Here is a 24,717-nt window from a genome sequence, read left to right on the forward strand (position 1 = left end):
CTGCCAATATCACCGACAAATCAGCTACAGGTGCGCAAATGGCCTTTCACGGATGACAGGAGATACAGAAACAAGAGCGCCGATTTGATTGATGATGTTCGCGGGGGCAAACATATCTAACAAATCGGCGCTCTTATACGTAATATTCTGGAAGGGCTTTTCTTTCGTCACAACCTAGCCGGATGGTGACCCTCTACGATTTGACGCCTCATGCCCCACCCGCTTTTGAAGCCTTCCCAAAGATCGTAACCGCCCCATAAGCTCACCTTCCAAGAAGCGGGCTTATGGAGTGTTTACATCGTTAAATCTATGTGCTCATTCCGGATTATCCAATAACCAAGCAGCAAAGCGCTCCAATCCATGATCGAAACTCACGACAGGAACCCATCCTAAAGACTGCTTGGCGCGCTCGATATCCAGGACACTGACAGGCACGTCAAATCCGCGACCCGACAAGTACTCACGACTGGCATTTCGCCTCGTGACCCTCTCGATCGCGTCAAGAACCTCATTGAGACTATGTCCGCGCCCTGAACCGATATTGAACACGTGCTCTTCACCGGATTGCGCTGACGATGCTAACAACGCTCTCACCACATCAGAGACATGAATGTAGTCGCGTACAACCGTGCCATCGCCCCAAATCTCGACCGTCTCGCCACGCAGGACTTTGCCAAGGAATACGGCAACCGCGCCTTGGCTAGCATAGGTGCGCTGCCCCTCACCAAAGGGGTTCGCAAGACGTAGAACAGTATAGTCAAGGCCGTATAAGCGATGGAAAAGCGCCAGATACTTCTCGATCGCCAACTTGGCAATTCCATAGGAACAGGCCGGGTCAGTAGCATGGGTTTCTGGAATAGGTACTTGCGTAGGGTCTCCATACACCGTGCCACCGGAGGAGATAAAAATAATCTTCCTCAGGCCGGACTTCATCGCGAGGTTTAGCAAGCGGATGGTCGCAACGACATTGCTCTCCACATCGAAGATGGGATCAGCATTTGAAGACTTGGGGAGCGTAGTCGACACAAGGTGATAGCAAACATCGCAACCTTCCAATGCCTTGGCGACTTCTGCCTCACTGGTGAAGTCTCCTTCGCAAAGCTCGAAATTAGGATGACTGAAGTGGGATTCACCCAACGGTGCCACATTGGGACGATCGAAACAGCGCACAAAATGCCCCTGATCGAGCAATGCGTCTATCAAGTGGGTGCCTATGAAACCACGCCCCCCCAAAACCAGGGACCGCTTAACGGGATTAGCGGAAGTGTTCTCGGAATTATTCAACGTTGCCCTCCAGCGCTTGATATGGTTGAAACTGCCGCCTTGTGCAGCAGCAGACAAGGCGGGCTTGACCTGCCCCATCCTTGGCAACCATTGCAACGACCTACACATTATTATTTAACGGAACACACTGTGACGGCTAATGATACGTCAAGTGAGGCGGCTTACCAAATTGCAGGAGACGCCCGTCTCGCTCTCAGTGCAGGCCTGGCAATCAGCCGGACCTGCCCTGTGAGCCCCCCTTAACGCTAGCTGCCCTGCTTACAGCAAGTCCGGCTACAGGTCTTGGACAGTCATGCCAGAGCCTTCGGCCTTCGCCGACTCCGCCCTGCGCTGCTGAATGTCGCGCTCGAACAAACGAAGATATTGAGAGGCAACGGCGTCAATTCGATATCGACTGGAAACGTCTTTCACCAAGCCGACGGCTTCCTGGTATTTCCGTTCATCTGTCGCGAATGCTGCAATCACGCGGGCCGTGCTCTCGATTGGGACGACCCAATCTTCCAGCCCGATAATCTCCCCGGCAACGCCGCTCTCTATCGTCAACATGTTTTTGATGTCGCCTACGTCTGTGGCAATGTATGGCTTGCCGGCAAACAGACAATCGACAATGGTCAGAGGGAAACTCTCGGACCTGAAGGTCGATAACATGATGCCCATGTCCGCGGCAGCATAATGGCCTACGGAGTTATCACTAAAGCCAGCCAGGTAAACGAAGTCCGGCGCACCTGCTTGACAATACTCATCGTACACCAGGCCATTACCGACCAATATAATACGGATGTCCCGACCGGAAAGTGATCGCGCAAGTTCTACCGCCTGGATCGCTTCGCCCCAGCCTTTATCGGGAATTGCCCGACTGACACAACACAATACAAAAGCATCTTCCGGTATACCCATCTGCACGCGCGAGATTGGAACGATTTCCGGCGGCTGCAACCCGTTAGGAACCTTGACGAAACGGGGAGAAGACTTGTCGTACAGTGAGATGTCCGAGAAAGGAACAAGATTCTTCTCAGCGGTGTAGACCCATGTACTGACACCTTTGTCAGCAATGCGCAACTGTTCATCAGTCACTCCATTGCCATGTTCAATCATCCCGTGCAAAGCGGCCACATGGGCGCCAAGCTCGGAAAAAACATCCGGGACATCGACCGGATACTTCTGAACGTACCACTGGTGGCTATTAAGTGCTTCAATTCCGAAATCATGAATGATCTCTTTCACTGATTCGATATTCGACGTCTCGATCACCGGCACGTCGCTTCTCAGCATTTTGCGAACACCGTCTTCGCGTTTTGGTATCCCGGCGCTAAACAAGGAAACGGAAATACCTTGGCGCTTAAACTCGTTTGCCAGTCGAATCGGAAGAATTTCGGCACCACCCGGATAGAAGCCGATCGTGGAAACCATCACGTTCGGCAGGCGATCAGCCCTGGCACGAACAATCGAATCATGGTCGTACCAGCGTAAAAACTCTTCTGCGGAGCCCCCGACATAGTGGTCATACAGCTTCTTGCTGGATGCCTCGCAAGCCTCAAGCACCGACATCGGAACATTGTAGAGGGACTGGATCGTTCTGTTCGCCACCCCGAGCTCGCGATAAAAGACCTCTTTGCGATAAGTGGTGTTGGCAGTACTTGCATAATGTCGACGGAAAAAGTTTGTACCCTCAGTGGAGTAAGCAATCTTCCCGCCGCGCAGGATGTGCAAATAGAAGACCCAGTCACCAGCAACTTTCATTGATAGCCACGACTGATCATCCAACAGCGGCATATCAACGGGACGCTTGAAAATCACGCCACTGGCATTAGGTATTGTATTTTTGATACCCAACGCCGAGCGCACTTCGTTATGCGCCGTGCTTACATAGGAACCGGCCCATTTATTCGCACACTCCAGATCACTTACATAGTTAAGGAACTGGTCCGGCATAACGACTTCGTCCGTGGTTACGAACTCACACTTCGAGTACGCAAGCATGACCGCTTCATCATCAAAACAGCTAACAAGCGCCTCCAGGAAACGCTCATCACAGTAGTCATCGCTTTCAGCGACCCATACCAGGTCACCTGTGGCCGCCTTGATCCCCTTAGCCCACTGATGAAAAACGCCACCCGAATTCGTCTCATTGAACAACAAGCGCGTTATATCAGGGTACTTTTCCGCATAACCAGTTAACACCGAACGGCTATCATCAGTCGAACAGTCATCCATCAGGATGACTTCTATATTCTTGTAAGTCTGCCCATAAATACTATCCAGCCGACGAGCAAGATAGCTCTCATGATTATAATTTGGAACAATTACCGAAATTTTTGGCATAACGACACTGGAATCAATATCCAGCAGAGCGCGTGTTGTTTCGTTCAACCGACCAAAACCGGTGATACTGTCTGGCTCAACGTAGAGTCCTTCCTGCCAATTGTTCCAGGCATTCACGAACAGTAGACGGCGATCCTCGGGGAGAGCCTTTCTCGCGCCCCTGATCGCCGCGTCAAGCCAACGCCCATAGTCACGAATGTGAAAGCGCGAATAAACCAGAGGAGAATATTGCTTAAGCGCAGTTTCATCACGCCCTAACGAAATAGCGTGAAAAACCGGAGTAGCACGAAGATGTGCTTTCTGTGCTCGCACGATCCCTTGCGAAGCAATAAGGTTATACGGAACGGTATCTATTCCATTCTTGTTTTGCGGTGGAAATACGCCAGTTTCGCCCGGCACAGGATCTGCAGAAAGATCAAGCGCGGCGTCACACAAACCATCCAGGTCCTGCGCTAACTCTTCCGAACCCGCGAAACCAAACTGAGCAATCAAGTACACGCCATCACACAGTTCATTCAATCGCTCACGGAGCTTGCGAATTGAATCAACTATGTCTTCGTCATATTCATTGAGCTTAACCACGATGACGGGGCGCTCATCAACCTGCACACATCGCTTATCAGCTAGAACTGCAACAACAGGCGTAATCAAGTTGTTCGACAGACCGTCCTGATGCAAATCTATTTGAATACAGAAATTAAAGTCGATTTCCGTATGGGCAAGAAAGGTATCCAGAGGCTGTGGCGACGCTTGCGCAACCGAATCTGCGCTCAGCTTGAAACAAAAGCCGAAAAAGCCATGACTCTTGGCACTGAGTACCTGCTGGGTGAGCACACGCCCGTCCAACGAATCATACAACCCAAGCGTCTTATCAGGGCGCGATCGCTGCGGATTGCCCTTGGAAGCGAATCTGGCACTACGCAACGCCTCCCAGTCAGGCGATACATAGAACGCGAGTAACTTGATGTCGCTGTTAACTTCACCAAAACGGATGTCATTTTCGTGATTAATGAGTGCGTCCGGTACCGCTATTCTATGCTCCGCCGCGCCAGTGACAATGTAATGCCAAAGCGGGTTAAGACCAATGTGTTGAATGTCTTTGTAAAGTGCGAGGTAGGCGCGTGTATCAAAATCCATGGACGGATTTCTACCTTCGCGCCAGCCCTGTTCACAGTAGTGCCTGAGTGGATCTACCGAGACCTGCTCTACATCGCTGTACATCGCAAGGTAGTACTTCTCGTCGAACAAACCTGACTTTTTGACGGCTTCGATCTGTGCCTCGAGCACAGCCTTGAGTACCGGTATCGGTGTATATTCACCATACGGCTTGAAAACCGCATTACGCCCGACGGGACGACGCTTGACCGCCGTCATTTCGCAAATGCGAGCTGGCAATCTGACTGGACGACCTTCGAGCTGGCCACATTGAATGTAGTGAAGCAGCGGATGTACCTGAGCCTCGGCAACATCAGGGTTGGCCAACAGATAATCCGAAGGACTGAAAGCGGCGCAAGGATTGCGATTTTCTATCCAGCCCTTGAGCATGTAGTGCTTGAGTGGATCAGTGCCTTTTGCACGCACATCTGCATTACTGGCCAGGTAATAATCCGGGTCAAACAACCCGCTTTCGTGAATCTCACGAAGAGTATTTTCGTTATACAGCTCTCGACGACGTCTTAACGAGTCGAGTACTTTACTCCATGTCAGCGTCCTGACGTTATGGACGGACTCTCGCACAAACCCTGTAACTATTCGCACAGGCAAGGTTAAACGCCAGGAATGCGAAAAGAGTAACGCATTGAGCTCCTGCTGCGTCTTGAGCAGATCAGCCTTCAGACTGACACCCTCTTTTTCGTGATCAACCAAGACGGCTTTGAGGTCGACTAGCTGCCTGTTGAGCACACCCACAGATTGCTCAAGACTGGCAATATGTCGGTCGCGCTTAACCAAAGAACCCATGAGCTCTTTTAACTGCGATTCACGTTCAAACAGGGTCGGATTCAATGACGCAATACGCTGATTCAAATCCTCGATCTGTTGAGTCAAGTCCTGGATTTGAAGGGCGCGCGCATCTATTTGTTGACGACTTTCCCGAATCAGCCTGGCCGCGTCAAACGCGAGATCCAACTGCTCTGCCGAAAACGCTTCTGTAGGTTCTGGTATCTGCCTGTCATATTCGAAGACATCAAAATCTTCGACATACAGCTCTTTAATCAAACTCGCACTTCGTTCCGTTATAAAAGCAGGAAGGAAGGGAATGACATTTTCACTTGGCGAAGGCTCTGCGAAAGGATCGGTGGCCTGCTCACCGAAGTGCTCCGATAATGCTTTATGGAGTCCAGAGGAGTTTTCAATTTTGACCAACAAGGAATAATTGATCAAATCCGGACGCAATAGCGTGGCTTGAGGCGCCCAAAAATCCTTCTCGGGTGAAGATCCGCGATTGCTTGCGAGATACTCCAGAAACGCCTCAAAAGCCGAAGCAACATCCGCTACGCTTTTTACCGGCTGCTGTAACAACTCAAACTTTGGATACAATGCGACCTGCTGCGGATCTTGCAACAGTATTTTCGACTGCCATGCAGAGAAGATACGCTTGTAAGGGTTTCGTACGGCGGCAAATCGAAAATATGTATCAGAAAGAAGGGATTCCAAAAGGTCGTTTATTTCCAGCCCGGTGACATGGGGCGCAACCTTGTGAAACTCGTGAACAATTTGATCAGAATTACTTCCCGCAGCCTCACCGACTCCACGCAAGGCCTGCGAACAACCTTCCAGTGTTGCAAACCACCACTTCAGGGACGTACTCGCAACCTTGGAGGTACTAACGTATAAAACCTTGTACTTCTCGGAACGGAAACTGTTCCACTTGAGATAGTCGAAGACTTTTTGTTTGTCCACTGATGACAAATCACTAATATTTAGCATATGCGTCAAAAAATCCTATGGGCATGCTGACTCTCAGCAACGCACTTCCAAACGAGTAAATTACCTGCACTAATACGAACACCCTGTAAGACGGCTACAACCATAGCCCTACATAAAAGGGTAACACTTGCAAATGACCACTCCCTGGTTCCAGCGACGACTATACGTCGACGACGTTAGCCCCCTTGGGCCGAGCGAACCACAAGCGCGGTCACTGACCCGGAGCAAACAAGCGCGAAACCAACCAAAACTGATTTATAACATTTTTTGGTCTTAACATTCAAAATAGCTCAGAAATACTGGGTTCCTTACCTATGGCCTAGCCGCAGCGCCCAACAAAAAAGGCTCAAGCCCCTACCGCCAAGAGCGAAAAACACCTCAAACCCAGGCACGTAGACGGTAGACTGAATCGTTGACGGGGCACAGGACGGGGCACCGCGCAAAACCATCCTGGCCCAGGCCTGCACCCCTCCCGAAACAGCCTGATTTGGTTATTTAAAGGGCTGCCCCCATCCATCTGGACAAAAAGCCAGAATATTGGGAGCAAAAAACCAATAACGAGTCAACAAACCGTATACAAAACCAACCACTTCGACTAACGAGCCAGAGCTACATCAGTAGAGAAATACAAAAAAAGAGCCACTCACACGGAATGACTCAATTCACAAAACTCAATGCCAAAAACCGCTAAAGCACGAACTCAGGTATAACTCTTACACGTTTTCACTGCGTGATTCTTGGCAATATAATAAGCTTCATGCAACTGCATATGCCGTTCCACCCGTACAGTGGGGTCCCCAGGTGTTCTAAACAAAGACGTTGTTTTTGGCACATAAACAAACTTATTGCCATAACCATAGCGCAACCAAAGATTCCAGTCTTCGAGACTGCTCATATCGGTTTGAAATCCACCTCGTTGCAAGTAGAGATCCTTTTGAAAAAGGAGAGACTGGATCGCTATAAAGTTGTGATCCAACAGAACATCATAGTCATATTCTTGCTTGAGAATGGGAGGTACATCATGGCTAACCTCAAAATATTGCTCTTCCACGCCACCGGCAACAGTACCGACTTCCAGTGCCAATGAGTAGGCCGCTACCGCATCAGAATTTTTCGCCAACGCACCAACAAGCACCTCGACATGATCCGCAAAAAGCAAATCATCATCATCGAGAAACATGCAATATTTTCCGGCTGCCTTTTCGAGACCATAATTACCGGTAACCGAACGACCGACTTTATCGAGGGAGTAGTAACTGACACTCATTCCCTCCGGAAATTCAAAATCAGCCACAACCGAGCTCATCGTAGAACCGCCATCCTCAACGACTATCAACTCGATATTCGGATACGTTTGATTAAGCACTGACATCATGGACTGCCTGAGAAACTCTCCTCGATTCTTGTAAGTTCGAGTTACCACAGTAACAAGAGGGTAATCGGCCAATGGCTCACCCACCTCCCAGAACGCCCCATCCCTGATCATTTCATAATCAAAGCCCCTGAAAGGGAAATAGCAGTTTTCACTCGGCCCCTTGCCCCGCATAAAATACCGAGCCTTCTTGAATATCACACCGAAGTTTCTGAACACATCGCGACGGGCGCCAGCATAGGGTTCTGGACGGAGTAAAAGCAGGCACTGCAAGATAAAGCCACCCACTCTATCGCTCAAATTCCCATAGCGTAGCCTGATATAAGCATTGGCCAGCGTGCTGCCGGTATACTGAATCGGTTTTATATGATGCTCATGCTCATAGGTATAATGATAGACGACGGCAGACGGGCAATACTTGAGTTGGTATCCATAGGATCTGAAGCGATAGGAAAGCTCGACATCTTCGCCATACATGAAGATCTCACGCTCGTATCCACCGACTTTAACGTAAGCCGACCTTCTTACGAGTACGCAAGCATGGGACGACCAGTTGGTTTCCAACGTTACCGGATCGTAATATTTAGGATGCTCATAAGGTGCCTGCCTCAACTCCCAGGAGGCCACCTCAGCCTTGGCATCAGCCAAAGCAGCGGTCACCACTCTGGTTATAGCGTCTTTGGCAAAAACGATATCCACATTACTAACAAGAAAATACTCAGAGCTTCCTTTATGGATTGCTTTTTCATGCCCAGCACCAAACCCGACATTGTCGCCTTCCAGAATGTCGAAACCAGCCACTTCCTGACCAAGCAATGCCTGCCAACGCTGCAATGCTTCGAGGGTGCTGTCCGAAGACCCGTTATCAACAAAGAACATATTCAATTTGCTGAGCGGGTAACTCTGCGCCCTTAACGATTCAAAAAAACCATCAATCCACTTGCCACTATTGAACGTCACCACCGACACATCAATAACAGGTTGCGCCTGGGCGACCGACGAGTTCTGGAACCGTGAAAAACGACGATTCAATATAGCCTGTATAGCCTTGGTATTATTTCGCGAATAAATTACCAACATTATGTTTTCGCGCAAACGCTTGAAAAACAAATGTATACGAACACGAACCCACACAAGGAAAGGAAACTTTTGGTAAAAGGGCCGAATGAACGATTTAGACTTGGCCAAAAAAGAGCTCAGCCCTCGAAAAAAACGCGTTACGACTTGCCAAATTTTTGAAGCAACCATACTGAATAAACCACTCATTAAATCGAATCCCCTAACCAATGCAACTTAGCGACCTGCAAATATCACAACATCAGCGGCAGGTACATCCCAAGACGCTCCACAAGAGAGGCGACCATGCAAACCTGTGTTGATATGTGTTTCTGACGCTTTTTAATTACACTACTTGCTCCGACTCTCCAGCTTTGTAGGTGCATGCGATAAATAGCAGTGGAGCATAAGCTACGACCATACCAAAAAATCCGGAAATCCACCCACTTGCTACAGCGATCGATAACGGCATGAGCCATACAAAATTAATAGTGATCGATGCCAGCACTACTGTTTTATGGCTACGGTGCTTGCGAGAGGCATATTGGTAACCATGACTGCGGTGGGCTTCATATACTTTTTCACCTCGCAAAAGCCTGCGCATCAGGGTCCACGTCGCATCAACAATGAAAACGCCAAGCATGATCAACCAGCTCCAGAGCAACTCGGGCGACTTGGAGGCTGCCTCAATGGACATCCCTGCCAATACAACCCCCAAAAAACCACTGCCTGCGTCTCCCATGAAAATTTTCGCCGGCGGATAGTTCCAACAGAGAAAACCCGCGACCGCTGCCACCAGAGCCAGAGGCCCCCACGCCAGTTCGAGGTTTGCACCAAACCAATAGACCAGCAACATTCCGAGGCAGACACTGATCGCTTCAGCACTGGCCAAGCCGTCAATGCCATCCATGAAGTTGTAAAGATTCAGCATCCAGACCAAATACAGCACAAACAAAATATTCCCAATCCACCCTGGATCAAGGGTAGCGCCAAAGAGCGTGATGCAAGGAGAGCCTCCCAGCCAATATAACGCCCATATCGAGGCAGCAAAATGGCCTAATAGGCGCCACCTTGCAGCGATATGCCCGTGATCATCGGCAAAACCGATAAGCGCGACCAACAAGCCGCTCCCCAGCAAACCAAAGAGCGTCGCCAGGCTCATCAAATCAAGACCACGAAGGATCAGAAGCGCCAACAGAAAGGAGACAACAATAGCTACACCTCCACCCCGAGGAGTAGGCACCGAGTGAGAGCTGCGCTCGTTTGGTATGTCCATCAAGCTCTTGGCCAAAGCATAACGACGTAAAACAAGCGTCAGCCCCCAGGAAACAACGAATACTGCAAGTAGCAGCCACAAAAAAGTCATTTCGTCTGCGCGTCCAGATAGTGACCTGCGGTTTGGCGCATGGCTTCATCCATGTTGATGGGGGGTGTCCACCCCAATAATTCACGATTTTTGCTGATGTCGACCTGCAATGACCCGCAGATCCGTTGAGCAACGGATTGCTTTCTCAATGCCGAAGCCGCCACTACCAGCAACCACTCTGGCAGTGGCAAGAGCCAGGCCTTCGTCCCGAGCGCATTGCCCAGGCGACGTAGCATTTGAGTTGTGGACAAGTCCTGGCCATCACTGACCAGAAAGGTTTGGTTCGCTGCGGCAGGATGATCAATACAGGTGATTATAAGGTCCACCAGGTTTCCGATCGCCACAAGGCTACGCTGATTCCGGACCGCTCCCAACGGTAACGGAATACCTTTGTTGAGCCAGCGCAGCATACTCAGAAAATTGGCTTTAACCCCCGCCCCATAGATCAATGGCGGGCGAATAATCACCACTTCCATTCCGGTTTCACGAGCAAGTTGTCTCAGCGCTTGTTCAGCCTCGTGCTTGGACACGCCATAAGGATCCACCGGGGCCGGAGTATCGTCAGCCTTGAACGGCTTGCCTGGCAGGGTGCTTTCGCCATTGACCTTGATCGAACTGATGAAGATGAAGCGTTTGACTCCCGATTCAGCGGCGCGCTTTGCCAACCGAAGAGTGCCCTCCACATTGACCTTGCGAAACTCGGCCAAGGCATCAGAAGCGATTTCGTTCATCACATGAACTCTGGCCGCCGCGTGGACGACCGCACTTACATCCTTCAACTCAGACAAGGCTTCAGGATCATTCAGATCAAAGGGTACAACCGGGCATAAACCCTGTAACCGGGTGGGACTGCGAGCGGCTGCGATCGGAGCGAACTGTTTGTCCACCAACATCCTGAAAACCAGCGCCTCACCCACGAAACCGCCTGCCCCCGTGACCAATACCTTTGGGGCTGTCATTGAGCTTTGTTTCCTATCAACGCGGTGACCCAACAGATAAAAAAGAAGAAAATCTTGTCCCGTACCCGGCGCCTGCATTGCCAGGCACTGAAGGACAGTTTCATCAGTTCCGTACGCCGTAATTGCAGCAAGACGCCTTCAAAGGGTTTCGTCCCCTGCCCCACCAGATCTGCAATCAGACGAACCTGACCGAACCACCAACCGTCATGAATGGTTTTGTAACGAGCGATCAACGGACTCAGGCCTGTGTTGGCACCGACCTGATTACGCTCGTGCTGCCGGTAATCCATGCTGGGTAACGGGTCGATATACCAACGGTAACCATGACTGCGCGCAAAGGCGTAGCAATACCAGTCATGCAAAGTTACCCCTTGCAGTTGCTGCCAGTTGGCGAGCATCGAGCCTTTCAAGGCTTCTACCAGGCTTTTTCTAAAGACGTAGGTGCAGCCGGGCCCGGCTGCCTCGAACAAAAAATCCCAGGCGACCTGAGGCTGCGCCTTGTCCAACAGCTGGGTTCTGCCGCTTGGCCAGAACGCCGTCACGTTACTGGAGTAGGCATCTACTCCTCGTGCCTGCAGCGCCTGGGTTGCTCTGTGCAGCTTGTCGGGATACCAGATGTCGTCCTGGTCGGCAAAGGCGACGAAGTCGTAGCCATCGAAGTCAACGTCCCGGATCAACCGAAAGAAGTTGCGCGACGCTCCGCCGAAGCGATTGGCATCCGGAAGCACTACAACTGCTGGATGCTCAGCCGCATAAGCTTTACACCACGCCTCGGTGCCGTCAGTAGAGGGGTCGATGCTAATGTGCAGGGTAACGTCGACCGATAACTGGCCGAGAATCGAGACCAGTTGCTCCTCAATCCACTGCATTCCGTTGTACGCAGCCAGCAAAACTGCAACCTTGGGATGTTTTACTGGCATGCTATTCCTGCTTGCACGGATTAAACGCTAGGTTTGAAAGTAAACCCTCTCGACTCAGAGGGAACCCAAATCCAGCAGTTTTTGCAGGTACTGACCATAGCCAGTCTTTTTCAGCTTATCGGCCTGAGCGCTCAACTGTTCAGCGGTAATCCAACCGTTGTTGTAGGCGATCTCCTCCAGGCAGGCCACTTTCAAGCCTTGACGCTGCTCGATCGTGTGCACGAAGTGACTGGCCTCGAGCAACGAGTCGTGAGTCCCCGTGTCCAGCCAGGCAAAACCGCGTCCGAGCATTTCTACATTGAGGGTGTTCTGCTCGAGGTAGGCGCGGTTAACGTCGGTGATTTCCAGCTCGCCACGCTCGGACGGCTTAATGTTCTTGGCGATCTCGACAACATCGTTGTCGTAGAAGTACAGGCCGGTCACTGCATAGTTGGATTTTGGCTTCAGCGGTTTCTCTTCAATGCTAAGAGCGCGACCGGTTTTGTCGAACTCGACAACACCGAAGCGTTCCGGGTCGGAGACGTGGTAGCCGAATACGGTAGCGCCATGTTGTTGAGAGCTGGCAGAACGCAGGTTGTCCGAGAAGTGCTGACCGTAAAAGATGTTGTCGCCCAGGATCAGGCAGCAAGGATCTTCGCCGATGAACTCTTCGCCAATGATGAAGGCTTGTGCCAGACCGTCAGGACTAGGTTGCTCGGCGTAGGTCAGTTTGATGCCGTACAGGCTGCCGTCACCCAGCAGCTTGCGGAAACATGGCAAGTCTTCAGGCGTGGAGATAATCAGGACTTCACGCATGCCCGCGAGCATCAGCACCGACAGCGGATAGAAGATCATCGGCTTGTCGTAGATCGGCAACATCTGTTTGGACACGCCAAGGGTCAACGGATGCAGACGCGTGCCCGAGCCGCCAGCGAGGATGATGCCTTTACGATTTGTCGTGCTCATTTATTCAGAACTTCCCTAAGCATTCGGGTTACGCCACTTTGCCAATCCGGCAAGTGTAGAGAAAAGTTGTCACGCAGCTTCTGAGTATTCAAACGCGAATTCAGAGGGCGGCGCGCAGGTGTTGGGTAAGCCGTCGTTTCAATCGGATTGATCGCCGTTACGGCGAGCTGCTCGCCGTTGTCTTGGGCGAAGCCGATCACATGGCTAGCATAGCCGTGCCAGGACACTTCGCCACTGGCCGCCAAGTGATACAAGCCCGACAGCTCGGGACGTTGCAGAACTTGTTGAATGGCCAACGCAGTCACGTCGGCAATCAGGTCTGCACCCGTCGGGGCTCCAATCTGGTCGGCGATGACGCTCAAGGTTTCGCGATCCTTGGCCAGACGCAGCATGGTCTTGGCGAAGTTGTTGCCGCGAGCGCCATAGACCCAGCTGGTGCGAAAGATCAGGTGTTTGCAGCCCGACGCGGTAATTGCCTGCTCACCGGCCAGCTTACTGGCGCCGTAGTGATTCACCGGGGCGACTGCATCTGACTCTTGCCACGGAGCAGAACCCTGGCCGCTGAAGACGTAATCAGTCGAGTAATGAATCAGCCAGGCACCCAGAGTCGCGGCCTCTTCGGCCATGACCTGGCTTGCCTGACCGTTCACACGGTCGGCCAGCTCGGTCTCGGACTCGGCTTTATCGACAGCGGTGTAGGCCGCAGCGTTGACGATAACGTCGGGGTTGACCTGACGGATCGTTGTGCGCAAAGCGTCGAGATCGGACAGATCACCACACAAACCATCGACCACATGGCGATCCAGGGCGATCAACTCACCCAGCGGCGCGAGGGAGCGCTGCAGCTCCCATCCTACCTGGCCGTTTTTTCCCAGCAGGAGGATTTTCATGCTTTGTTCGAACGATCTGCGTAGTTTTGATCGATCCACTGTTGGTAGCTACCGCTCTTCACGTGAGCGACCCATTCAGTGTTGTTGAGGTACCACTCGACCGTTTTGCGGATGCCGGTTTCAAAGGTCTCTTCCGGCGTCCAACCCAGCTCACGCTGGATTTTGCTGGCGTCGATTGCGTAACGCTGATCGTGGCCCGGGCGGTCCTGAACGTAAGTGATCAGGCTGGCATGTGGACGGTGAGCAGAATCGGGACGCAATTCGTCGAGCAGTGCGCACAGGGTATGCACCACTTCGATGTTTTGCTTTTCGTTATGGCCACCGATGTTGTACGTCTCACCGATAACGCCTTCGGTCACGACTTTATACAATGCGCGAGCGTGGTCTTCGACGTAGAGCCAGTCGCGGACCTGGTTGCCTTTGCCGTAGACCGGCAGCGGCTTGCCTTCCAGTGCATTGAGAATGATCAGCGGGATCAACTTCTCGGGAAAATGGCATGGGCCGTAGTTGTTCGAGCAGTTGGTGACCAGGGTCGGCAAGCCGTAAGTTCGGCTCCAGGCGCGAACCAGGTGATCGGAACTGGCCTTGCTCGCGGAGTATGGCGAGCTTGGCTGATACGGTGTGGTTTCGGTGAAGAGGTCTTCCGGACCTTCGAGGTCTCCGTAAACTTCGTCGGTCGAAATATGGTGAAAGCGGAAGTTGGCTTTACGCGCATCACCCAGCGCCGCCCAATAGTGGCGTGCAGCTTCCAGCAGGGTGTAAGTGCCGATGATGTTGGTCTGGATGAATTCAGACGGACCAGAGATCGAGCGGTCAACGTGGGACTCTGCGGCCAGGTGCATGATCGCATCCGGCTGGTGTTCAAGCAGGACGCGGTCGATTTGATCGCGGTCGCAGATATCGACGCGCTCGAACACGTAACGCGAGTTCTGGCTAACTTCGGCCAATGACTCAAGGTTACCGGCGTAAGTCAGCTTATCGACGTTTACGACAGAGTCGTTAGTGTTGGAGATGATATGACGGATGACTGCCGAGCCGATGAACCCGGCGCCGCCGGTTACTAGAATTTTCACGCGAAACCATACCCTTGAGTTACTGACAGGGCCGCCAACCGAGCACTGTCTAATCCATGAATGCAGAAGCCATCAAGTCAGCTGAGGCCTCTGACAGAGTCAGTCTGAACCGATGTGGGAATATGCCACTATCGGACAAGCGAAGCATTTTACAGCTTAATGACGGTTTTACTAATGGATATAGACAAAGTGTGGCTAAAGTTTAGTGCGCCTTCCGCGCCATGTCGCAATCAGACAAGGCGCTTGCGCGAAACTCTGGAAGTACGCCCCAGAAACCAGCCCAGAATCGGCCCGATCACCATCCCGATCAACAGCGCAACAACCATGACCAGCGATACTGGTAGTTGCGGCCCCGCCCAACCCAGGAACAGCAGGGAAACCGATTGCTGATTCTCGAGAACAAACGCCAGGATCGCCAAAATCAGCAACAGGACGAATACGGCGAGCAGTACGCGCTTGAGGTTACGCATGAGCGGTTCCTTGAATAACAGAGGCCGTCAAAGCCCTTCCTCCTCGTCCTCGTTCACACGATCGCGCAATTCTTTGCCTGGCTTGAAATGCGGCACGAACTTGCCGTCGAGGCTGACGGACTGACCGGTTTTTGGATTGCGACCTACGCGCGGTGCGCGGTAGTGCAAGGAGAAGCTGCCAAACCCACGGATCTCGATGCGATCACCGGTGGCCAGACATTGGGACATTTGTTCGAGCATGGTCTTGATGGCCAGCTCCACATCCTTGGATGAGAGCAGCCCTTGATGGGTGACAATTCGTTCGATCAACTCCGACTTCGTCATATTTTTCCCTTCTTTTTCAAGCAGCTAGATCAGCGCTTCAAAGGTTTTAGCACGCCCGGATGAATTTGAACAGCCCGAGTTTTGACATATCTTTACCCACAAAGAGATGCCCGATTTCAGATCACTGGAACGCTGATCATGCCCTTTCGGACTCACCTGCAGATAACCAGCATGGTGCGCGTCAGATAGCCCGCAGGATTGAAGCCAAAGGGGTACTCATCCTCGTCTTTGGCATCATCGGACCTGGCTACAACTTTATAGCCCGCCGCATTGCACTCCTTGTTCGCTCGCTTGCGGCACTTCTCCCATCCCGAGCCCAATCCAGAACAATCGATCTCGATGCCACTGACCCCACGCACCGCGTGAGTCTTGGCATTAGTGGTACAGCCCGCCAGTGTCAGTACTGCTATTACGACAATGAGCTTGTTCATTCACTTCCTTTGGCCGGACACGCCGCCCGACGGTCGCTCGCTGCAAGCTAAAGACTAGCTGTAAATAAACGATTGATCCTATTAAAGAAAGAGACAACTTGTCGGAAGGATTGGTTTCACGGCAAACAATCACAGCGCCGCGAAACCATCAAAATCATCAAATCACAGGCGCAAAAAAGGGCGACCGAAGTCGCCCTTTTTCTATGGTCTGACAGAACTTAGTTCTGTTTTTCCATTTGTGCACGCAACAGGTCGCCCAGAGTGGTAGGACCAGGAGCAGCGGTGTCCGAAGCTGGCTTGTCGCGCAGGCTTTGGATCGCTTCTTTCTCTTCTTCAACGTCTTTCGACTTGATGGAGAGCTGGATTACACGGCTCTTGCGGTCAACGCTGATGATCTTGGCTTCTACTTCTTCGCCTTCTTTCAGAACGTTGCGCGCGTCTTCAACGCGGTCACGGCTGATTTCGGAGGCTTTCAGAGTCGCTTCGATATCGTCGGCCAGAGTGATGATGGCGCCTTTAGCGTCAACTTCTTTCACGATGCCTTTAACGATTGCGCCTTTGTCGTTCTCTTGAACGTACTCGGAGAACGGATCGCTTTCCAGTTGCTTGATACCCAGGGAGATACGCTCGCGCTCTGGGTCAACCGACAGGATAACGGTGTCCAGCTCGTCGCCCTTCTTGAAGCGGCGAACGGCTTCTTCGCCCACTTCGTTCCAGGAGATGTCGGACAGGTGAACCAGACCGTCGATGCCGCCGTCCAGACCAATGAAGATACCGAAATCGGTGATCGACTTGATGGTGCCGGAGATTTTATCGCCCTTGTTGAACTGGCCAGAGAAATCTTCCCATGGGTTAGATTTGCACTGCTTGATGCCGAGGGAGATACGACGACGCTCTTCGTCGATGTCCAGAACCATAACTTCCACTTCGTCGCCGACTTGTACGACTTTCGAAGGGTGGATGTTCTTGTTGGTCCAGTCCATTTCGGAAACGTGTACCAGGCCTTCAACGCCTTCTTCCAGCTCAGCGAAGCAGCCGTAGTCGGTCAGGTTGGTTACACGAGCGGTAACGCGAGTGCTTTCTGGGTAACGGGCTTTGATAGCAACCCATGGATCTTCGCCCAGTTGCTTGAGGCCCAGGGAAACACGATTGCGTTCGCGATCGTACTTCAGAACCTTGACATCGATCTCGTCGCCAACGTTGACGATTTCGGAAGGATGCTTGATACGCTTCCAAGCCATGTCGGTAATGTGCAGCAGGCCATCGACGCCACCCAGATCGACGAATGCGCCGTAATCGGTGAGGTTTTTGACGATACCTTTGACTTGTTGGCCTTCCTGCAGGGATTCCAGCAGAGCTTCACGCTCAGCGGAGTTCTCGGCTTCGAGGACGCTACGACGGGAAACGACAACGTTGTTGCGTTTCTGGTCAAGCTTGATGACCTTGAATTCCAGCTCTTTGCCTTCCAGGTGCGTGGTGTCGCGCACTGGACGGACGTCAACCAGAGAACCTGGCAGGAACGCACGGATGCCGTTAACGTCGACAGTGAAGCCGCCTTTAACCTTACCGTTGATAACGCCCTTGACCACTTCTTCGGCTGCGAAGGCTGCTTCCAGAACAATCCAGCATTCAGCGCGCTTGGCTTTTTCACGGGACAGCTTGGTTTCACCAAAGCCGTCTTCAACCGAGTCCAGAGCAACGTGAACTTCGTCACCGACGTTGATAGTCAGTTCGCCAGCATCGTTGTAGAACTGCTCAAGCGGGATGAGTGCTTCAGACTTCAGGCCAGCGTGAACGGTTACCCAGCGAGCTTGGTAATCGATATCAACGATAACACCGGTGATGATGGAGCCTGCCTGAAGGTTCAGGGTTTTTAGGCTTTCTTCAAAGAGTTCCGCAAAGCTTTCGCTCATTTTAATTCCTGTTGAATAAGGGCGAAGGATACGCCCATCTCCACGTCCCAGACGACGTGGGTTATGTTCATTAGAAGAAACACCGCAAGACTATGACTGGTCCCCTACGGAGTTTCTTGGTCACCCGGCGATATCGCGAATGGCGATCTCGCTCATGATGCGTTCCAGCACCTGATCGATGGATAATTCCGTGGAATCCAGCTGTATGGCGTCAGCCGCCGGCTTGAGCGGGGCTACCGCTCGCTGGGTGTCACGCTCATCGCGGACACGTATCTCATCTAGCAGACTCGACAGACTAACACCATCGACTTTGCCCTTCAACTGCAAGTATCGACGGCGCGCACGCTCCTCGGCACTGGCAGTGAGGAATATCTTCAGCGGTGCATCCGGGAAAACCACGGTGCCCATGTCGCGACCATCGGCCACCAGACCCGGAGCCTCCTGAAACGCCCGCTGGCGCTGGAGCAGCGCATCACGCACCGCCGGCAGCGCAGCGACCTGGGAAGCCCAGGCGCCAACTTGTTCGTTGCGCAAATCATCAGTGACATCGTCACCTTCAAGAATGATCCGCTGCGGATGACCTTCGGTCGCACCAACGAATTGCACGTCCAGATGAGCGGCCAGCAGCTTCAGCGACTCTTCATTGGTCAGATCGACGCCATGATTACGCGCGGCGAATGCCAGCAGACGGTACAGCGCACCGGAATCCAGCAGGCACCAGCCCAAGCGCTTGGCCAGAATCCCGGCAATAGTGCCTTTGCCCGAACCGCTAGGCCCGTCGATGGTGATGACCGGTGGCTTGATAATCACGACTGAGCCTCTTGTGCAACACGGATACCGACCTGCGCGCACAGCGCGAGGAAGTTCGGGAACGACGTCGCGACGTTGGCGCAATCATGAATGCGGATCGGCGCAGTGGCGCGCAGCGAAGCCACGCTGAAGGCCATGGCAATCCGGTGATCGCCGTGTCCGTGCACTTCGCCGCCGCCGATCTGGCCGCCGTCGATGATGATGCCGTCCGGGGTCGGTTCACATTTGACACCCAGCGCCAGCAAGCCGTCCGCCATGACCTGAATCCGGTCCGACTCTTTAACCCGCAACTCTTCGGCGCCACGCAGGATGGTGCGCCCTTCGGCACAGGCTGCGGCCACGAACAGCACCGGGAATTCGTCGATGGCCAGCGGAACCAGCGCTTCGGGAATCTCGATACCTTTGAGTTTAGCTGCTCGTACGCGCAGATCCGCAACTGGCTCACCGCCGACTTCACGCTGGTTTTCCAAGGTGATGTCAGCGCCCATCAGACGCAGAATATCGATCACACCGGTACGGGTCGGATTGATGCCGACGTGCTCAAGCACCAGCTCCGAACCTTCGGCGATCGACGCGGCCACCAGGAAGAACGCGGAAGACGAGATGTCGCCCGGCACTTCAATGTGGGTCGCGGTCAACTTGTCGCCGGATTCGACCGATGCGGTCGCACCGTTGACGGTGACCGGATAGCCGAAGCCACGCAGCATGCGCTCGGTGTGGTCGCGGGTTGGAGCCGGCTCGGTGACGGTGGTCTTGCCTTCGGCGTACAAACCCGCCAGCAGCAGGCAGGATTTAACCTGAGCACTGGCCATCGGCATGGTGTAAGTCAGGCCTTTGAGCTTGTTGCCGCCGCGAATGGTCATCGGCGGACGACCTTCAGCTGCGGTCTCGATCACGGCGCCCATTTCACGCAACGGATTGGCCACGCGATTCATCGGACGCTTGGACAGCGAAGCATCGCCCGTCAGCGTGCTGTCGAAGTTCTGCGCAGCCAACAGGCCAGACAGCAGACGCATCGAAGTGCCGGAGTTGCCCAGATAGATCGGGCCCGGCGCAGGCTTCAGGCCATGCAGGCCGACGCCGTGAATGGTCACGCGACCGTGGTGCGGACCTTCGATCACGACGCCCATGTCGCGGAAAGCTTGCAAGGTTGCCAGGGCATCTTCGCCCTCGAGGAAACCTTCCACTTCGGTGACGCCTTCAGCCAGGGAGCCGAGCATGATCGAACGGTGGGAAATCGATTTGTCGCCCGGTACACGAATCCGCCCAGTCAGGCGGCCACCAGGTTGTGCCAGGAAAATCAGGTCGTTGGAATTCATAGCGTCCACATAAGCCCGGCGGGCCAGGATTTTACTGAAATGTTCGCGGGCAACCCGGGCGCGAGTGAACACGCCCAACAATTGGTGCCCATCCCCTGCATCGACCGCGTCGCGCAAGGCGTCGAGGTCGCTGCGAAATGTATCGAGTGTGCGCAGGACAGCTTCGCGGTTGGCGAGGAAGATGTCGTGCCACATGACCGGGTCGCTACCCGCAATTCTTGTGAAATCACGGAAACCGCCCGCAGCGTAACGGAAGATCTCAAGGTTTTCATTGCGCTTGGCCAACGAATCGACCAAACCGAACGCCAACAAGTGCGGCAAATGGCTGGTCGCCGCCAACACTTCATCATGGCGCTCGACCTGCATGTGCTCGACATCGGCGCCCAATTCGCGCCACAACCGGTCGACCACTGCCAGGGCTTCCGGATCAGTCTGATCCAGCGGCGTCAGAATCACTTTATGGCGACGGAACAGCTCTGAGTTAGAGGCTTCCACCCCGCTCTGCTCGGAACCGGCAATCGGATGCCCCGGCACGAAGCGCGCCGGCATGCCGCCAAACGCTTCGGTTGCCGCCCGCACCACATTGCCTTTGGCGCTACCGACGTCGGTCAGAATCGCTTGCCCCAGGTCCATGCCGGCCAATTGGCCGAGCATTTTTTCCATGGCAAGGATCGGCACGGCCAGTTGAATCACGTCGGCGCCCTGGCAAGCAACGGCCAGGTTTTCTTCGCAGCGATCCACCACACCCAAATCAACCGCCAGTTTGCGCGACTGCGGGTCGAGATCGACCCCGACCACTTCGCGGCACAAGCCGCTTTCCCGCAAACCTTTGGCAAACGAACCGCCGATCAACCCCAGACCGACCACCACCAGGCGACCGATCATAGGTTCAGCAGATTGCAGTGCAGTGACATCAACCACGAGCCAGAACCTTGGTCAGCGCTTCGAGGAAGCGGCTGTTTTCCGCCGGCAAACCGATGGTGATGCGCAAGTGGTTCGGCATGCCGTAATTGGCCACCGGACGCACGATCACGCCTTCGCGCAGCAAACCCTGAAAGACCGGAGCCGCAACACAACCCAGATCGACGCAGATGAAATTGCCCTTGGACGGAATCCAGCTCAGACCCAGCTCACGGAAACCCGCTTCCAGCTGCTGCATGCCGGATTCGTTCAGGCGACGGCTTTCAGCCAGGTACTCGGTGTCTTGCAGCGCAGCGCACGCAGCGGCCAGGGCCAGGCTGTTGACGTTGAACGGCTGACGCACTCGGTTCAGCACATCCGCAACCACCGCCGTGGACAAGCCATAGCCGACCCGCAATGCCGCCAAGCCATAAGCCTTGGAGAATGTGCGCGAAACCAGCAGGTTCGGGTAAGCCGCCAGGTAATCCAGGCCATCCGGCAAGTCGCTGCCTTCGGCGTATTCGATGTAGGCCTCGTCCAGCACCACCAGCACGTGTTCCGGTACGTCCTGCAGGAATTCGTCAAGCGCTTCGGCGTCGAACCAGGTCCCGGTCGGGTTGTTCGGGTTGGCGATGAACACCACGCGGGTATCGGCATCGATCGCGGCCAGCATCGCCGACAGATCATGGCCCCAGTCTTTGGCCGGGATCACTTTGGCCGTAGCGCCGACGGCTTGCGTGACGATCGGATAGACCGCAAACGCGTGCTCGCTGAATACGGCGTTCAGGCCCGGCGCCAGATAGGCACGGGCGACCAGTTCCAGAATGTCGTTGGAACCGTTGCCCAGCGTCACCTGATTGAGCTCGACGCGGCACTGATCGGCCAGCAGGGTCTTGAGCGCAAAACCGTTGCCGTCCGGATAACGGGTCAGTTCGGCCAGCGCTTCGTGAATCGCTGCCAGAGCCTTGGGACTGGCGCCCAATGGATTTTCGTTACTGGCCAGTTTGACGATGCTGGCCGGATCGATGTTCAGCTCGCGCGCCAGTTCGTCCACGGGCTTGCCCGGAACGTAAGGCGAAAGTTGTTGCACGCCCGGCTGTGCCAGAGCGAGGAAGTCACCACTCATTTGCTACCGCCCTTAGAGAACTGCTTTCGGGTAGGAACCCAGCACTTTGAGTGCCACTGCTTCCTGACTGATCTTTTCCAACACACCTTTGACCAGCGGGTCGCGGTGGTGGCCGACGAAGTCGATGAAGAACACGTAGGTCCATTTACCGCTGCGCGAGGGACGTGTCTCGATTCGCGTCAGGTCGATGCCGTTGTCGTGGAACGGCACCAGCAGCTCGTGAAGCGCGCCGGGCTTGTTGCTCATGGAGACGATGACCGAGGTCTTGTCGTCGCCGGTCGGCGGTACTTCCTGGCTGCCGATGATCAGGAATCGCGTGGAGTTATCCGGGCGATCCTCGATTTTCTCGGCCAGACGGGTCAGCCCGTACAAGCCTGCGGCCATGTCGCCGGCAATCGCTGCCGAGTTCCACTCACCCTTGACCCGCTTGGCCGCTTCGGCGTTGCTGGACACCGCCACGCGCTCGACATTCGGGTAATGCGCGTCCAGCCACTTGCGGCACTGGGCCAGAGACTGGGCGTGGGAATAGATGCGGCTGATGCTGTCGGTCTTGGTGTTTTCACCGACCAACAGGTGGTGGTGAATCCGCAGCTCGACTTCGCCACAGATCACCATGTCGTGTTCGAGGAAGCTGTCGAGGGTGTGGTTGACCGCGCCTTCGGTGGAGTTTTCCACCGGGACCACGCCAAAGTTCACCGCACCGGCCGCCACTTCACGGAACACTTCGTCGATCGCTGCCATTGGCATGCTGATCACGGCGTGACCGAAGTGCTTCATGGCCGCGGCTTGGGTGAAGGTGCCTTCAGGGCCGAGGTAAGCCACTTTCAGCGGCTGCTCGAGGGCCAGGCACGAGGACATGATTTCGCGGAACAACCGCGCCATCTCTTCGTTGCCCAGCGGCCCCTGGTTGCGCTCCATGACACGCTTGAGCACCTGAGCTTCACGCTCAGGACGATAGAACACCGGCACTTCGCCTTCGGCCAGCGAGGCCATCTTTACTCGCGCAACTTCCTGGGCGCAGCGTGCGCGCTCACTGATCAGTTCCAGGACTTTCTCGTCCAGGGCATCAATGCGCAGGCGCAGTGCCTTGAGTTCTTGCTCAGACATTAGCCGTGTTCCTTCTCGAACTCTGCCATGTACGAAATCAGTGCGTTGACCGCAACGATGTCGACGGCGTTATAGATGGAGGCACGCATGCCGCCCACGGAACGGTGACCCTTGAGGTTCAACAGGCCACGCTCTTCGGCACCGACCAGGAATGGCTTGTCGAGACGGTCGTCAGCCAGGCGGAACGGCACGTTCATCCACGAGCGATCCGACTTGTTGATCGGGTTGCTGTACAAGCCGCTGGCGTCGATGAAGTCGTACAGCGTGCGCTGTTTAACTTCGTTGAGCTTGCCGATGGCTTCAACACCACCCTGCTCTTTCAGCCACTCGAATACCAGACCCGAGAGGTACCAGGCCAGGGTTGGCGGGGTGTTGTACATCGAGCCGTTGTCGGCGGCGACCTTGTAGTTGAGCATGGTCGGGCACAGGGAACGGGCGTGACCCAACAGGTCTTCGCGAACGATGTTGACGACGACGCCGCTCGGGCCGATGTTTTTCTGCGCGCCGGCGTAGATCATGCCGAAGCGCGAAACATCGATCGGACGCGAGAGAATGTCGGAAGACATGTCCGCGACCAGTGGGACGTCACCGGTTTCCGGGACCCAGCTGAATTCCAGACCGCCAATGGTTTCGTTCGGCGCGTAGTGAACGTAGGCCGCATCTTTCGACAGGTTCCATTCGTTCTGACCGGGAATAGCGAAATAGTCGTAAGGCTTGGCGGTAGCGGCAACGTTGACGTTTCCGTAGCGCGAAGCTTCTTCGATGGCTTTCTGCGACCAGATACCGGTGTCGATATAGTCGGCCGTGCCGCTTTCCGGCAACAGGTTCAGAGGAATCTGAGCAAATTGCTGGCTGGCGCCACCTTGCAGAAACAGCACTTTATAGTTCGAGGGGATATTCAGCAGATCACGCAGATCCTGCTCGGCCTTGGTGGCAATGGACACGAACTCATCGCTGCGATGGCTCATTTCCATGACCGACAGGCCCTTGCCGTGCCAATCAAGGAGTTCACCCTGGGCGCGCTGCAGGACAGCTTCGGGAAGTGCCGCAGGACCGGCACAGAAGTTATAGGCTCTCTTGCTCACATCCAATCTCGCTCTGATTTGGTGGTATCACGCAACAAAACTATTTGACCTGTAGGAGCTGTCGAGCGAAGCGAGGCTGCGATCTTTTCGTATGGACCCCACATAGCTAAAGCAAGA

Annotated in this window: 18 protein-coding genes; all 18 read right to left on the bottom strand. The window is 54.1% G+C overall.

Annotated features, from left to right (window positions below):
• Positions 1 to 315 precede the first annotated feature (315 nt).
• The 18 genes from EAH74_RS24790 to serC all read right to left on the bottom strand — a co-directional run bounded on the left by EAH74_RS24790 (position 316) and on the right by serC (position 24,600).
• Positions 316 to 1,362 (bottom strand): NAD-dependent epimerase/dehydratase family protein, encoded by a 1,047-nt coding sequence (locus EAH74_RS24790; protein WP_240050557.1) that lies wholly within the window; start codon positions 1,360 to 1,362, stop codon positions 316 to 318.
• Between the two features lie 195 nt (positions 1,363 to 1,557).
• Positions 1,558 to 6,507 carry a glycosyltransferase gene (locus EAH74_RS24795; protein ID WP_161600341.1) on the bottom strand — a complete coding sequence of 1,650 codons (4,950 nt, stop codon included), beginning with the start codon at positions 6,505 to 6,507 and terminating at the stop codon, positions 1,558 to 1,560.
• A 727-nt stretch (positions 6,508 to 7,234) separates the two neighbouring features.
• Positions 7,235 to 9,172 carry a glycosyltransferase family 2 protein gene (locus tag EAH74_RS24800; protein ID WP_140681783.1) on the bottom strand — a complete coding sequence of 646 codons (1,938 nt, stop codon included), beginning with the start codon at positions 9,170 to 9,172 and terminating at the stop codon, positions 7,235 to 7,237.
• A gap of 136 nt (positions 9,173 to 9,308) precedes the next feature.
• On the bottom strand, positions 9,309 to 10,328 hold the full coding sequence (locus tag EAH74_RS24805) for an MraY family glycosyltransferase (RefSeq protein WP_140681785.1): 1,020 nt from the start codon (positions 10,326 to 10,328) through the stop codon (positions 9,309 to 9,311).
• Positions 10,325 to 11,287, bottom strand: coding sequence for a UDP-glucose 4-epimerase family protein (locus tag EAH74_RS24810; protein WP_140681787.1), 963 nt, complete (start codon positions 11,285 to 11,287; stop codon positions 10,325 to 10,327). The genes EAH74_RS24805 and EAH74_RS24810 overlap by 4 nt, the downstream gene beginning before the upstream one ends.
• Positions 11,284 to 12,207 (bottom strand): glycosyltransferase, encoded by a 924-nt coding sequence (locus tag EAH74_RS24815; protein ID WP_046047984.1) that lies wholly within the window; start codon positions 12,205 to 12,207, stop codon positions 11,284 to 11,286. Before EAH74_RS24815 ends, EAH74_RS24810 begins: the two co-directional genes overlap by 4 nt.
• A 54-nt stretch (positions 12,208 to 12,261) precedes the next feature.
• Positions 12,262 to 13,152, bottom strand: a complete 891-nt coding sequence (gene rfbA / locus EAH74_RS24820) for a glucose-1-phosphate thymidylyltransferase RfbA (RefSeq protein WP_140681789.1) — start codon at positions 13,150 to 13,152, stop codon at positions 12,262 to 12,264.
• Entirely contained in the window at positions 13,149 to 14,042 is an 894-nt protein-coding gene (gene rfbD / locus EAH74_RS24825) for a dTDP-4-dehydrorhamnose reductase (RefSeq protein ID WP_140681791.1), read from the bottom strand. Before rfbD ends, rfbA begins: the two co-directional genes overlap by 4 nt.
• Positions 14,039 to 15,115 carry a dTDP-glucose 4,6-dehydratase gene (gene rfbB, locus EAH74_RS24830; RefSeq protein WP_140681793.1) on the bottom strand — a complete coding sequence of 359 codons (1,077 nt, stop codon included), beginning with the start codon at positions 15,113 to 15,115 and terminating at the stop codon, positions 14,039 to 14,041. Before rfbB ends, rfbD begins: the two co-directional genes overlap by 4 nt.
• A gap of 230 nt (positions 15,116 to 15,345) precedes the next feature.
• Positions 15,346 to 15,585 carry a LapA family protein gene (locus tag EAH74_RS24835; protein WP_056744083.1) on the bottom strand — a complete coding sequence of 80 codons (240 nt, stop codon included), beginning with the start codon at positions 15,583 to 15,585 and terminating at the stop codon, positions 15,346 to 15,348.
• A gap of 27 nt (positions 15,586 to 15,612) precedes the next feature.
• A complete protein-coding gene (gene ihfB / locus EAH74_RS24840) occupies positions 15,613 to 15,909 on the bottom strand; it encodes an integration host factor subunit beta (protein WP_003369729.1) in 297 nt (98 codons plus the stop codon).
• Between the two features lie 152 nt (positions 15,910 to 16,061).
• Positions 16,062 to 16,340, bottom strand: coding sequence for a hypothetical protein (locus EAH74_RS24845; protein ID WP_140681795.1), 279 nt, complete (start codon positions 16,338 to 16,340; stop codon positions 16,062 to 16,064).
• A gap of 218 nt (positions 16,341 to 16,558) precedes the next feature.
• Positions 16,559 to 18,253, bottom strand: coding sequence for a 30S ribosomal protein S1 (gene rpsA, locus EAH74_RS24850; protein WP_140681797.1), 1,695 nt, complete (start codon positions 18,251 to 18,253; stop codon positions 16,559 to 16,561).
• Positions 18,254 to 18,373: 120 nt separating this feature from the next.
• Positions 18,374 to 19,063, bottom strand: a complete 690-nt coding sequence (cmk, locus tag EAH74_RS24855) for a (d)CMP kinase (protein ID WP_008148720.1) — start codon at positions 19,061 to 19,063, stop codon at positions 18,374 to 18,376.
• The gene (locus EAH74_RS24860; RefSeq protein WP_240050559.1) at positions 19,060 to 21,267 is read right to left on the bottom strand and encodes a bifunctional prephenate dehydrogenase/3-phosphoshikimate 1-carboxyvinyltransferase; all 2,208 of its coding nucleotides are present in this window, start codon (positions 21,265 to 21,267) and stop codon (positions 19,060 to 19,062) included. Before EAH74_RS24860 ends, cmk begins: the two co-directional genes overlap by 4 nt.
• A 28-nt stretch (positions 21,268 to 21,295) precedes the next feature.
• Positions 21,296 to 22,408, bottom strand: coding sequence for a histidinol-phosphate transaminase (gene hisC / locus EAH74_RS24865; RefSeq protein WP_140681801.1), 1,113 nt, complete (start codon positions 22,406 to 22,408; stop codon positions 21,296 to 21,298).
• A gap of 12 nt (positions 22,409 to 22,420) precedes the next feature.
• A complete protein-coding gene (gene pheA, locus EAH74_RS24870) occupies positions 22,421 to 23,515 on the bottom strand; it encodes a prephenate dehydratase (protein ID WP_140681803.1) in 1,095 nt (364 codons plus the stop codon).
• Positions 23,515 to 24,600, bottom strand: a complete 1,086-nt coding sequence (serC, locus tag EAH74_RS24875; protein WP_140681805.1) for a 3-phosphoserine/phosphohydroxythreonine transaminase — start codon at positions 24,598 to 24,600, stop codon at positions 23,515 to 23,517. Before serC ends, pheA begins: the two co-directional genes overlap by 1 nt.
• Positions 24,601 to 24,717 lie beyond the last annotated feature (117 nt).

The sequence above is a fragment of the Pseudomonas mandelii genome (assembly GCF_006438925.1).
GTDB lineage: Bacteria > Pseudomonadota > Gammaproteobacteria > Pseudomonadales > Pseudomonadaceae > Aquipseudomonas > Aquipseudomonas mandelii_C.